Source organism: Sporosarcina sp. FSL K6-2383, assembly GCF_038618305.1.
Lineage (GTDB): Bacteria > Bacillota > Bacilli > Bacillales_A > Planococcaceae > Sporosarcina.
The window spans coordinates 3,019,275-3,031,932 of the sequence record NZ_CP152017.1 but is presented as its reverse complement, the minus strand read 5'-3'; the positions used below and the strand labels follow the sequence as shown (position 1 = coordinate 3,031,932).

The window sequence follows — 12,658 nt, the reverse complement described above, 5'->3', positions numbered from 1 at the left end:
CTTTTTTGTCCTTACAGTTTATCGGAATTGCCCTGACAGTTTTGCAGGTTGCCATTAGAGTTATCGGAATTGCCCTGACAGTTCTGCAGATTGTCATTAGAGTTATCGGAATTGCCATGACAGTTCTGCAGATTGTCATTAGAGTTATGCGAATTGCCCTAGCAGTTCTGTAGATTGTTATTAGAGTTACCGAATTGCCCTGACAGTTTGTCTGCGTCCTTACAGTTTCCTAAATGGCCCTGACAGTTTTGTCGATTGCCATTAGAGTTACCCAAATTGCCATGACAGTTCTTCAAATTACCATGACAGTCCTGCAACCCGTCATTCACTCCAATGAAAACGTCTCCCGATAATTCGTCGCTTCCTTCAATGCCTTTTCCTCTGCTGGAATCCGTACAGATAGCATCCAGACATTCAGTAACGTAAACAAAACAGCTGTAAAATACGCGCCAAACAATAGGGGGAGTATGAGCAACTCAATGGTGACAATCATATAATTCGGATGTCGCACCCACCGATAGGGGCCTCGGCGTACGACATCAGCACCTGGCAAAACAATAATTTTCGTATTCCAAAACTTGCCGAGTGACAGCAGACACCAGATTCGTGCCGTCTGCGCCAATAAAAAAATGCCGAGTAACACAATCCAAATAGGAGAAAGAACTCGCTCAAAAATCATAACCTCTAACAAAAAGGAGACAAAAAACGCTATATGCATCGTAACCATCATTGGATAATGAGCTGTACCAACTTCAAATGCTCCCTGTGCAAGCATCCACTTTTCATTGCGTCTTGCGATAAGGAGCTCAATCAGTCGCTGCAGGATAACGATCGAAATGATAGTCGAAAACATCATTCACGAACCACCTCATTCCCATTTCAGTAACAACAGTTCACCGCAAAATCCGGGTCCGAGTGCAGCCATTAGTCCGTAGTCACCAGCAATAGGATCTTGTTCCATGAATTTCTCCAGCACATATAGGATGGTTGGAGAAGACATATTGCCATTTTCGCGTAATACCTGTCGGGATACCACAGTCTTGGTTGAATCAAATGCCAATGCTTGCTCATACGCTTCGAGTACTTTTTTACCGCCAGGGTGTGCGACGAAATGCGTAATGTCATCCTTTGTTAAGCCTTGATTTTCAAGAAATTCATGTACAAATGGTCCAAGCCAATTCGTAATAATTGCAGGAATACTTTTTGAAAAAACAACGTATAGGCCACTATTTTTCACATCCCAGCCCATGACGTTCTCGGAATTTGGCATGTGTTTCGAAGCAGTAGCGATCACGGTTGGCATTGCTTTTCGACCCCTCACCAATGAACGATCACCAGTCAACAATGCACACGCAACGCCATCGGAAAATAACGATACACCGACTAAATTACTTTTCGAATAGTCGTCTTTTTGAAACGTTAAGCTACATAATTCAACGGACAACACGAGTACATTCGCATCTGGAAAAGCGAGACAATATTCATAGGCTCTGCTTATTCCGGCAGCTCCTCCTGCGCAGCCTAAGCCCCAAATCGGAACGCGTTTCATATCATCGCGAAAATCAATACAATTCATAATGCGCGCATCGATACTCGGCGTCGATATTCCGCTGCTGGAAATGAAGAAAATGGCATCAATCATCGATGGCTCAATCGGCGAATCCAGCATACCATCCCCTTGAAGACAGGACTGCACAGCTTGCACGCCAAAGTCGACAGCATGTTGAATATATAACTGATTGCGTTCTTCAAAATCATGTGGGCTCCCATACCAATCAAGCGGCATGCAGACATTACGCGTTTCTATATCGCCATTTTGAAAAACTTTTAATAATCTTTCAATATCCTGAAATTTTTCACTGAAAAGGGAGCGGGTCAATTCAGTAGCTTGCTCCTGAAAAACTCGATGGGGTGGTTTGACAGTACTAACTGATAGGATTTTTGGCATGAGTATCCTCCGTATTCATTGTCGTAAAAACAACTACACACCAAGGTACGCATAACTTGTACAGAAGATGACAAAAGCATCCCAAAGAAACTCAGGATGCCCTCGTATTTGAAATATTAAAGAGCCAGATTTAAGACAGTTACTTTTTCGCGTGTCATGGATTCGATGCTTTTCCGAATCCCCTGTGCACCCATACCAGAGCCTTTTGTGCCGATAAATGGGAAGTGGTCTGGGCCACGTTCTGTACGTCCGTTAATTTGAACAGCCCCCGCTTCGATTTGATTGGCAATCGCAAAAGCTTTGTCGATATCTTTGGTGAAAATGCTAGCTTGTAGGCCAAACTCTGATGCATTGGCAATCGCAATGACTTGTTCGTCAGAAGAAACCCGAATGATTGGGAGTGCGGGACCGAATGGTTCTTCCCATGCTAGGCGCATTTCTTCGGTAACATGATCCAACAGCGTTGGATGAATTAAGTTCTGTTTCCGCTGATTACCTGTTACGACAACTGCACCTTTGTTAACCGCATCATCAATTAAACCTTGCACGAAATTAGCCGACTTATCATCAATCAACGGAACGATTGTACTGCCGTTTTCTGGAGAACCTACGACTAATTGCTCAATCTCTCCTTTTAAAAGAGCGACGAGTTCGTCTGCAACACTTTCGTGGACAAGTACGCGCTTAATGGCTGTGCAGCGTTGGCCTGAGTAAGAAAATGCACCGCTAATAATTTGTTTAGCTGCTTCTTGTAAATCAGCGTCTTGTCGTACGATACCCGGGTCTTTCCCACCGAGTTCAAGGACAAGCGGAACCATAGCCGACTTTTTAGCTAGGTGAAGACCCGTGTCAGTGCCGCCCGTAAAGGAAATCATATTGATTCCTTTATGTTCGACTAAGTAGTCGCCAATGACTGAACCTTTCCCTGTCACCAAGTTAACAAGTCCTTTTGGGAAGCCAGCTTGATGGAGGGCTTCAATCATTTTTGTCCCACTGAGCGCGCCTTGTGTAGCTGGTTTGAAAATAACTGCATTTCCTGCGATTAATGCTGGCGCCAGCTTTGAGGCGGCTAAGTTCACTGGATAGTTGAACGGAGAAATGGCGAGTACAACGCCGAGTGGAACACGTTCGACAATCGCAACCTTGGATTTAGATCCTCCTGGAAAACTATCGCCTCTCATACTTTCTCCATGCATATGAAGTGCTTCTTCTACCGTATAGCGAATAAAATCTGCTGTTCGTGTCACTTCGCTTTTGGCATCCTTTAGGCTTTTTCCAACTTCATGCATAATGACAGTTGCAATTTTTTCTTGATTGGCCAATAAAGCATCTGCCCATTTGTATAAATGGCTAGCACGCTGTTGAAGGCTAGTCTGTGCCCATTCCTTTTGTGCAGCTTGTGCAAAGTCAATCGCCTCGTCAACCTCCTTTTGTGTAATGGCTTGCACATTACCAATGGGCTCATATAGATAAGGTGATGTAATCTCAATCGTTTGGCCTGACTTGCTTTTTTTCCATTCCCCGTTTATATAAAGCTCACCGGCTAGTAGCATCGACGTATTTGTTGTCATAGAAAATTCCCCCTTTTGTAATAGTTGGAGCCTAACAGAATGAATAATATTCATGGGACTATTTTTGTCCCTTTAGATCGAGGCGAGTCCCATTATGGTCAAAAAAATAGCTGCACTCTGTTGATTTCATATTCTAGCACGCTTTATTTAGCTTTACAACAAATATTTAGATAGTTTGTTCAATTCTATATATTCCGTTTAATTTGAGAGCGCTTCCATTGGGAATCTAATGCGAATCTTCGAGACTAAATTTCTTTTGTTCAATGTCGAGTATTTCAATGGTGATTAGTTGAATTCAGAAAAGGAATTGATATGCAGGAGACAAAGCTATTGAATGCCAAGATAAAAACACCAAAGGATTTAAATCCTTTGGTGTTATCGCCCGTCACTTTTCTATTTTGTGAGTTGTGTACATAACTGTTTTAAACTTTCTTCAAACTTCAAATCACTTTCTTTAGAACGTTTTTTGGGACCACGTAATCGTCCACCGGCCATTCTCACTTTTTGTGCAGTATGACGCGCATATAGTAACTGATCGATATTATCATTGGTATACAATCGTCCATTTTGATCAATCGGATGTCCTTTTTTGGCAAGAACCATCGCCGCTAAACCGTAATCCTGCGTCACGACGATATCATCTTTCTGCACACGATTGACAAGCACAAAATCGACTGCATCCGCCCCTTTTGAAACGATAATCGTTTCTGCACCTTCACGATGCATTTCGTGTGCTGTATCGCAAATGAGGACACAACGAAACCCGAAATGTCCAGCGATTCGGATTGTTTCATTGACCACTGGACAAGCGTCTGCATCAATAAGAATTGTCGCCATAGAGCAACCCCCCTTTATATTCTTTATGACTGGAATTCTATGCCTAGAACTTATTTTTCTTTGTCAGTAGCTATCGTTAATTCTAACGCCGAGGTTGCAACGATTTTAGCAACATGTAGTAGGCGCTCCTTACTTAATGTATCTATTGTATCACCAGGTAAATGGTAAGTATCCTCCAGTGGATAATAAATAAACAATGCTGCGTCAATTCCGGCTTCATGGAATGGGGTATGATCACTTCTATCACCAAAATCAGTCCAAATTGTTTCCCTGTTTAACTCCTCATACGCTTTACTGGCAAGGATAGTTGCAGTATTGTCCATCCCATCGACTGTCTGAATGGATAGCTCGCCGGCATGGGCGCTACCGACCATATCTAAGTTGAACATCGCAACGGAGCGTTTGATTTCATCCTCCGTCATAGCACTGACGTATTTTTTAGAACCGTATAAGCCTTCTTCTTCGGCACCGAAAAATAGGAGTCGAAGCTCTTTCGTTGTTGTGACGTCCTTAAATATACGTGCCAATTCGAGTACAACGGCTGTTCCACTGGCATTATCACTTGCACCTGGAGCTTGATCGACTGAATCGTAATGTGCTCCAATGATGACAATATCAGTGGGAGTATCCTCCTTAGTTATCGGTTGTTTCGTGACTGTAATATTTTGTGATTTAGCTTGTTCCACACGAGAACCCTCTATTGTGACAGTCGCCTCTTTGTCCATTGTTTTAGACAATTTCAAATAATCTTCGTGGGAGAGGGCGAGTGCAGGGATATAGTCTTCAGAATGCTTTGCAAGTGTCCAGTTCTCAATCGAATAATCTTCAGGGAAATGAATTAAAATTCCCACAGCACCTGCTTTGGATGCATGTAACACAAGATCATAGAAATACGTGCTCTCGACAGTGACAACGACAATTTTACCTTCCACATCCAGATTTTTATAATCTTGTTCCAACCCATGCCCTGCGTCTATTAACTGTCCAGTAACAGTTCCTGAAATGGAGTATTGGAATGGGGCAGGTGAGAAGCTATCGTCGTAATCGTCTAGCTGTAAATTGATTCTCTCAGGCATGATATAGCGCTCGAAAGTAAAAGGTTGCATCTCAACGTCATATCCATAACCTTCCAATTGTTCCGTTAAAAAAGTCGCCGCTTGCTTTTCAGTTTCAGTTCCCGCGACACGCGGTTCTTTTGAAAGTTCTTCAGCAGTTGTATATACTTTTTCAACATCTAGCTGACTGACGAAATGATTTAGGTGTTCCATCGGTTCAGGGCCGTCCACAACTTGCATTTTAGGAGAACAAGCCGTTATAAGTACAGCAACGACGAATAGGCATAGCAATAGCCATTTTTTGTGATGCACAAAATCCCTCCATTCAATATATGGAAATTATATCATAGGAGCATATGGTTTTATGACAAATAGAGACGGGTATAGTGAGTACAATGATTTCACTTAATTCAGCAGGGGATTGAATCCCTGCTGAATTAAGTGAAAGCCTCCGGCGGATGTCACAGATTTTGAAGGGAGTGAATTGAGCAAGCTCAATTCAAAATCTTGACGCAATCACGCCGAGGCGCGATTGATTGGAGAGGAGTGAGTGAAATGTTTGAAAAACCAGAGGAAGTGCGCATGACACGAGAGGAAATGGAGGAATACGGACGTAAAATCAATGCGAGAAGTGCTGCATATGAGCACATCGAAGTGGAAAAGGATGAAATGGTATTGGCTACAGAACAAATATCGCCACCGATGACTGAGGAAGAAGTGAAAAAACGTGTGGGCGAACAGAACTATGCCAATGTACAAAAGGGAGGAACGATGTCCTCGATTAATAGCTAAGTGAAGGAAAATCCCTTGAGGTTGTCGAAATAACTAGTGTACCTAATTGAAAATGTGGGGGATGTAGTAATGTTCAAAACGATTGAAGAATTTTTGGTAAATTGGAAACATGAAAGTGACTCGACACAAAAAGTTCTGGATGCACTCACGGATGCGTCGCTTGCACAGGAAGTATCACCAAAGGATCGGACACTTGGGCGAATTGCTTGGCACGTTGTGACGACGCTCGATGAAATGTTGTCACGAACAGGATTACAGTTTGAGGCAGCAAGCCACGAGGCGCCTGTTCCGACAACTGTTACTGAAATTGCGGATGCTTACCGTTCATCAAGTACCGCGATGATCGCAGCTATGAAAAAGAACTGGACGGATGAGACATTGAATGACATGAAAGATATGTATGGAGAGCAATGGTCAATCGCGACCATTCTCAGTGTGTTAGTATCCCATCAAATCCATCATCGTGGCCAAATGACTGTACTTATGCGACAAGCAGGCTTACGCGTGCCAGGTGTATATGGTCCATCACGTGATGATTGGGCAGAATTTGGCGAGGAAGCGCCAGCTCTTTAAATTATGAAAAAGTAGAACATTAAGTGGGAAACCACTTAATGTTCTACTTTTTTATTTGGAGATATAGGGGCTAGTATCGCTTGCGCGCAATCAGCCAATCAGCTAACCGTAATCCGCCCATTATCCGATTTTAACCGAATTGTATTTTCACCGGCACCAATGACTGTGCGTGAATTGCGTTCACCAAATATATCAATTTTCCCATGACCCGTTTTCGCATGGATGGAAACGTTCGTTGGCGCGAGCTTTGATTGGATAACAATGCTCCCATTATCCGTCCGAAAATCAACATTCCGGTCAAGCGTATCCGTTTGCAGTGTAATTCTCCCATTATCAGTGGTGCCCACAATGTCCCCCGTTACGTGTTCCAGCTCCATCCGACCGTTATCGGACTCAATGCCAATGCTTTCCGCATCGACATGACGCATTTCAATGCGTCCGTTATCTGTTTTCATGCGCATATGATCGGCTTGCACCTTATCTAGTTCAATGCGTCCATTATCCGTTTCAGCAATTAAAGTCGTAGCGGCAATTTCACGCAATTGAATTCTACCGTTATCCGTGTTGGCATCAATCTTTTTAGCAAGTAGCTTCTCGACATCAATCCGTCCATTATCCGTTTTCATCGCAAATGATTGATAGAGCTTCTTTGGAATAAACACGTTCAGTGTCACCGCCTTTACATTGAAATTGATGCTTAAATTGAATATGAATAACCAGTGGCTGATACTCTTCAAGCGCACGACCAACGTATCGTTAAGAACTTCCGCAGTCAGTTGTAATTTATCATTCGCACCAATTAGTTCGATAGTCGTTTCCGAATTATGGGAAGGTCTCACGACAAGTGCGCCGTGTTGGACATCGATATTGACATTCGTAAATCGATCATCTTGAATCGTAATGACCTCATTGGTCGATGTGATGTCTACTTTATTTTCATCGAATGAATAAGATCCAAGTAATTCCTCAGCAATATTCGCCGGAGACCCAAGAGATGCTGCAATATCACTTTCAGATTTGCCATCCTCACGACCGTTCGTAAAATATTCACGAATATCTTGAAGTATATCGTTGCGTTCCTCAGTAGGTAGTCGTTTCAAAGCCGTTTCCAGTTCACTTATAAATTGATTTTCAGTCATTGTGTACACCCTCCTCGATTAATGTATTCACGCCATCAGTAAAATTTTTCCACTCCGCTAACTGTTCGTGAAGATACACACGACCAACTTCGGTTAATTTGTAATATTTACGAGGAGGACCTTCTGTCGATTCCTGCAAATACGTTGTAAAATAACCTTCCTTTGTCAAGCGCCGAAGTAGGGGATACACCGAACCTTCGGAAATAGCAATCTGATCCGAAATCTTCTGCACAAGCTCATAGCCGTAGCGATCTTGCTTATCCAAAAGAACAAGCACACATAAATTCAGTACACCTTTTTTAAATTGCACATTCATTTCTCATTCTCTCCTTTCACTAGTGGTCAATGAGTAGTACTACCTCATGAAAAGTACTTGTTAACAACAATATATCATATGGTATTATCCATTGCAAGGTACTGTTGAAATTAATCACGTCTCGTTGTAAAATCCGGCGGATGCTTTATCTGAACTAACAAAAAAAGGTTGGAAATAAGTATGTGTGCTATTATTAGGGAAATGCTAGTGTGAAAAGACAATAATTTAGTAGGAGGTTTAGTATGAATAATAATGATATATTAATTAGACTCAGATATGCTTTGGATATTAAAAATGCAGCGATGGTAGAAATTTTTCAATTGGGTGGCGTTGAAGTAACAGTAGAAGAAGTACGTAAATTGCTGACCAAACTAGAGGACAATGAGGACAGTATGGAATGCAGTAATCAACTCTTGGATTCATTTTTAAATGGTCTTATTATTTTTAAAAGAGGGAAACAAGAACCGAAGCCAGGACAGCCTGAGAAATCAGCTACTGCTTTGGAGCAAAATGAGCATATGAATAATATTCTTTTAAAGAAATTGAAAATCGCATTGTCGTTAACGGGCGAAGAAATCATTGCTATTTTACAAGAAGCAGGTGTCACAATTTCCAAAGGGGAATTGGGCGCAGTGTTACGAAAAGCAGGACATAGAAATTACAAAGAATGTGGGGATCGCTACGTTCGGAATTTTATAAAGGGATTGGCTTTGAAATATCGGGAGTAAGATCAATATGTATAAAATCGGCCTCAATTAGTATTCGACTTTACTAATTGAGGCCGGTTTTATGTTTAGCAACGTTCATACAAAATGTTTTAAAGCCTCCCGCTTACTTAGCGGCTTTAACGAATTCCCCTCCACAAAATCCTTCACTAGATCCGGGTAGGTCTTGGCATACTCCCGTAATGCCCAGCCAATCGCTTTCTGGATGAAAAACTCCTTTGAATCTGTATGTTGTTTGATAATCGTAAATAAGAGCTCCGTATCTGTCTGCTGTTTGAATTTTAATTGATGAAGAATTGCTGAGCGGTTTGTCCACATATTATCGGACAAGGACCATTTTAGCATGACTTTATCACCGTATGCATGATCCATTTTGACGATTTGTCCAATAAAATGAGGTGCAATGGAGTCTACGCTATCCCACCATGACTTTGTTTCAATCAATAGTTGTAAGACGGGGAAATCATCCGGCGTTAAATGCTTTTTCATCTTCTCTATTAACGCAATCGCCGCATATTGGTATTCTCGTTCTGGTAGGTTATATAACTTCCATACCTCATCAAAAAGTTGCTCGGGTTCCGGCAATGCATACTCTGCGAAATGTTCTTTTAATAATTGCTTACGCAGCGGGCTTTTGATGCCGAGGAACGGGAAGTGACCTTTCATATAAGCTACCATTGGCCCAGCCAATTCCTCATTGCGATTTGCTTCGAATTTTTCGATAATCTCCTGAAGATTCCATGGTTTTTTCAGCTTCATTACCTCCCTAATGGTTTGTTTAAGAAGAGTGTAACATATAGGGCATTCTGCTACTGAAAAATAAATATGAAACTATTCAAACCTTCTAACGTAAACTTAATAAGATCTAGTGGAGAGAGATTGAATGGTTAAAAAAGGGAGTGATTTGAATGGATAACAGTTATTTTGTCGGATGGGGAACACTCGCATTGATTAACGCAGGACTAGCACAAGGGAAAAACAGAAGTGGCTTTAATTGGTTTCTTCTTTCATTAGTATTAGGGCCTTTTGCGACACTCTGCCTCCTGCTTTCAAGTAAGAGATAATCCCCTCTACTGGTGCTCTTTATGGTAAACTATTTCTGAAGTCGAAATAAAAGCATCTAGGGGGAAATCATATGTCTACTGAAGTAAAAATTATCTTTGTAAACGATCCAATCGTTACAAAAATTGGAGCAGTGAAGCAATTTGTTGCTAACCAAACAGCAGGTCATAGTTCTGTTTTAATCGGAGAAACGCATTATATAGTCGTGAAAGAATGTAAAGGTGCTACTCTCGAGAAAGTTCGTGCTACGGCAGGGAATATTGCCCGCGATGTCAGTGCACAAAAAGTCGACACTGCAATGATCGAAGAGGGAATTCTAACGACTGCGTTTGCCAATTTAGATAAAGGTGCTGTCATCACTGCATTTGTTGAAGGATGGCAGCTTGGTGCATACCAGTTTGTTACCTATAAATCGAACGTTACAGCATTCCAAACAACGCTTCAGGTAACAGGAGAAGAAGCGCAAGCGTTTGTTGAAGTAGGGCAAATCCGTGCGGAAGCAACTGCTTTTTCACGTGACTTGATGAATGAGTTGTCCAATGTGTTAAATCCAGAAACATTCCCGGAAGTATTGAAGAAGAACTTTGCAGACACTGGTGTTGAAGTGAATGTACTTGATAAAGATAAGCTCAAACAAATGGATATGAACGGCGTCCTAACAGTTGGACGCGGTAGCGTGTACAAGCCAGCTTTCGTGGAGCTTGTCTACAAGGGTGACGCATCGAAGCCACTTGTTGCGCTTGTTGGAAAAGGTGTGACATTCGATACGGGCGGTATTAGTTTGAAAAGTGGCAAGGACTTGAGTGATATGCGCATGGATATGGGGGGGGCTGCTGCGGTTGCTGGGGCCATGACATTATTGGCAAAATCAGAAGCGCCTGTAAATGTTGTTGCACTCATTCCGATGGTGGAAAATAACATCGATCGCACTTCCGTCCTACCCGGCGAAGTTATTACCTACAAAAATGGTTTAACAGTCCAAGTAGGTAACACGGATGCAGAAGGCCGTCTCATTTTAGCAGATGCACTTATTCGTGCAGGCGAGTGGAAAGCAGAGTACATCGTCAATATTGCTACACTAACTGGCGCCATTTGTAATGCACTCGGACTAGAAATCGGGGGCGTCTTTGGAGATGAACAACTATCTGCAGATATGAAGAAAATCGGTGATACCAATGGAGATTTCATCTGGCCAATGCCACTCGTTGAAGCTTACGACAAATCATTAGATAGCGATTACGCTGACATGAATAATATCAGTTCATTATCAGAAGCAGGTTCCATTACGGCAGCGTTATTCCTTCGCCGCTTTGTTCCAAAAGACAGCAAATGGTTACATGTCGATATGGCTGGGCCGATGGAGAAAAGCAGTGCAGCGGGCTACTACGCTAAATCTGCAACAGGCTATGGTGCACGGTTGTTAGCTGACTTTACTACACATGTTTCGAAATAAGCGACCACCATACGATTACCGCAATGAATGGCTAGGGATACAGCGAAGTCACATCTCTACTCATAAAAATACTACGGTTATTGTATAGAAGTCGGTTCAATTCCAAGCGATCAAAAGTGTCTATGTATACGAAACATAAACGAGTGAAGTTTCATGTTATTCTAACGTAGCCAGAATTCTCTTATTTAACAATGAAAAACTCGCCTTCCACACAAGGAAAACCTGTGTAGAAGGCGAGTTTGTTTATTCACAAACAAGAACTTGTCTTGAAAACGTGCCTTTTCTCGCGACACAGCGATCGACGATATGAAAGCCTACTTCTTCAATCATATGGTCTATGGTGTCAATTGTAACAATGACGACTTTTTTCGTGAACCGACGTGCTTCTTTAATAATTTCAAGCTGTTCATCAGCTGTAATATGGGTGAATAAATTATAGGGCATATCAATAATCGTCACATCGTAGTTATCAACAACATCGGCAATTGGTCCGATAGCTACATCGCCCGTCAGTCCAAAGTGAGCAATGTTTTTTCGCGATCCTAACACGACACGTCGGTTAATATCTCGGCCCACGATATTAATGCCCATAGATAATGCTTCTACTAATACCGTGCCAATACCACAACAGGGATCGATGGCTCGAACACCTTCTGGATGTGGCACCGCAATATTGGCAACGGCCCTCGCAACGCGTGTACTCAAAGCTGTTGAATACATATGTGGTTTTTGCTGATGATGAAACCAGATATTCTCACTAAACATCAGTTTGCCGAAATACCATTTGCCATCCAATGCGACGAAACCGAATACTGTTTCAGGCGAGTCTAAATCAGGTTCACCGTTTATTTCCAAGCCAATCTGACGTTCAAGTTTCCGTCGTTCTTCGTGTCCAATCTTATCTGTAGAACCTAATTCTGTCGTATTCAAGCAAACCACTTTAAATGTGGATTGGCCTAAATCTATTCGTTCAACTTGTGTCGTAATCTGTTCAAAAAGATCACCCTCGTAGAGAACTTCCAGCCGCTCGTTTATAAATGGACTACGACTCGGATCGATTTCTATCGTACTTTTCAAGACATTTGAAGGAGTATCGATGCCAAAAAACGACCGCATTTCCATACGACATAAATCATGCTCATCCCTATGTCGTATATAGGTATAAATAAATTCCTTGTTCCTCAATC

At 42.0% G+C, this 12,658-nt stretch carries 15 protein-coding genes; 6 read left to right on the top strand and 9 right to left on the bottom strand.

Annotated elements, in window-relative coordinates; translation table 11 throughout:
- The first annotated feature begins 5 nt into the window (after window positions 1-5).
- On the top strand, window positions 6-173 hold the full coding sequence (locus tag MKZ10_RS15155; protein ID WP_342505774.1) for a hypothetical protein: 168 nt from the start codon (window positions 6-8) through the stop codon (window positions 171-173).
- A gap of 152 nt (window positions 174-325) precedes the next feature.
- On the opposite strand, the gene MKZ10_RS15150 is transcribed toward MKZ10_RS15155, so the two are convergent.
- The 5 genes from MKZ10_RS15150 to MKZ10_RS15130 all read right to left on the bottom strand — a co-directional run bounded on the left by MKZ10_RS15150 (window position 326) and on the right by MKZ10_RS15130 (window position 5,723).
- Window positions 326-856, bottom strand: coding sequence for an isoprenylcysteine carboxylmethyltransferase family protein (locus MKZ10_RS15150; protein ID WP_342505773.1), 531 nt, complete (start codon window positions 854-856; stop codon window positions 326-328).
- Between the two features lie 12 nt (window positions 857-868).
- Window positions 869-1,948 (bottom strand): 3-oxoacyl-[acyl-carrier-protein] synthase III C-terminal domain-containing protein, encoded by a 1,080-nt coding sequence (locus tag MKZ10_RS15145; RefSeq protein ID WP_342505772.1) that lies wholly within the window; start codon window positions 1,946-1,948, stop codon window positions 869-871.
- 116 nt (window positions 1,949-2,064) lie between these two features.
- Complete coding sequence (locus MKZ10_RS15140; RefSeq protein ID WP_342505771.1) at window positions 2,065-3,519, bottom strand: NADP-dependent glyceraldehyde-3-phosphate dehydrogenase; 1,455 nt, start codon at window positions 3,517-3,519, stop codon at window positions 2,065-2,067.
- 393 nt (window positions 3,520-3,912) lie between these two features.
- Window positions 3,913-4,356, bottom strand: a complete 444-nt coding sequence (locus MKZ10_RS15135; protein ID WP_342505770.1) for a YaiI/YqxD family protein — start codon at window positions 4,354-4,356, stop codon at window positions 3,913-3,915.
- A 50-nt stretch (window positions 4,357-4,406) separates the two neighbouring features.
- Window positions 4,407-5,723: a M28 family peptidase gene (locus tag MKZ10_RS15130; RefSeq protein WP_342505769.1), complete on the bottom strand. Its 1,317-nt coding sequence runs from the start codon at window positions 5,721-5,723 to the stop codon at window positions 4,407-4,409.
- Between the two features lie 243 nt (window positions 5,724-5,966).
- On the opposite strand from MKZ10_RS15130, the gene MKZ10_RS15125 reads away from it, so the two are divergent.
- The gene (locus MKZ10_RS15125; protein ID WP_342505768.1) at window positions 5,967-6,203 is read left to right on the top strand and encodes a hypothetical protein; all 237 of its coding nucleotides are present in this window, start codon (window positions 5,967-5,969) and stop codon (window positions 6,201-6,203) included.
- 69 nt (window positions 6,204-6,272) lie between these two features.
- The gene (locus tag MKZ10_RS15120; protein WP_342505767.1) at window positions 6,273-6,776 is read left to right on the top strand and encodes a DinB family protein; all 504 of its coding nucleotides are present in this window, start codon (window positions 6,273-6,275) and stop codon (window positions 6,774-6,776) included.
- Between the two features lie 98 nt (window positions 6,777-6,874).
- Here MKZ10_RS15120 and MKZ10_RS15115 read toward each other — a convergent pair whose 3' ends face one another.
- Both MKZ10_RS15115 and MKZ10_RS15110 read right to left on the bottom strand, forming a co-directional pair.
- Complete coding sequence (locus MKZ10_RS15115) at window positions 6,875-7,915, bottom strand: DUF4097 family beta strand repeat-containing protein (RefSeq protein WP_342505766.1); 1,041 nt, start codon at window positions 7,913-7,915, stop codon at window positions 6,875-6,877.
- Window positions 7,908-8,231: a PadR family transcriptional regulator gene (locus tag MKZ10_RS15110; protein WP_342505765.1), complete on the bottom strand. Its 324-nt coding sequence runs from the start codon at window positions 8,229-8,231 to the stop codon at window positions 7,908-7,910. Before MKZ10_RS15110 ends, MKZ10_RS15115 begins: the two co-directional genes overlap by 8 nt.
- 242 nt (window positions 8,232-8,473) lie before the next feature.
- Here MKZ10_RS15110 and MKZ10_RS15105 point away from each other — a divergent pair, with 242 nt between their 5' ends.
- A complete protein-coding gene (locus MKZ10_RS15105; RefSeq protein ID WP_342505764.1) occupies window positions 8,474-8,959 on the top strand; it encodes a DUF1456 family protein in 486 nt (161 codons plus the stop codon).
- Between the two features lie 75 nt (window positions 8,960-9,034).
- Here the strand turns inward: MKZ10_RS15105 and MKZ10_RS15100 are convergent, their stop codons facing one another.
- On the bottom strand, window positions 9,035-9,715 hold the full coding sequence (locus MKZ10_RS15100) for a DNA alkylation repair protein (protein WP_342505763.1): 681 nt from the start codon (window positions 9,713-9,715) through the stop codon (window positions 9,035-9,037).
- A gap of 149 nt (window positions 9,716-9,864) precedes the next feature.
- Here MKZ10_RS15100 and MKZ10_RS15095 point away from each other — a divergent pair, with 149 nt between their 5' ends.
- A complete protein-coding gene (locus MKZ10_RS15095) occupies window positions 9,865-10,020 on the top strand; it encodes a hypothetical protein (RefSeq protein ID WP_342505762.1) in 156 nt (51 codons plus the stop codon).
- Between the two features lie 71 nt (window positions 10,021-10,091).
- On the top strand, window positions 10,092-11,471 hold the full coding sequence (locus MKZ10_RS15090) for a leucyl aminopeptidase family protein (protein ID WP_342505761.1): 1,380 nt from the start codon (window positions 10,092-10,094) through the stop codon (window positions 11,469-11,471).
- Window positions 11,472-11,714: 243 nt separating this feature from the next.
- Here MKZ10_RS15090 and MKZ10_RS15085 read toward each other — a convergent pair whose 3' ends face one another.
- Complete coding sequence (locus MKZ10_RS15085) at window positions 11,715-12,656, bottom strand: RNA methyltransferase (protein WP_342505760.1); 942 nt, start codon at window positions 12,654-12,656, stop codon at window positions 11,715-11,717.
- Between the last annotated feature and the right edge of the window lie 2 nt (window positions 12,657-12,658).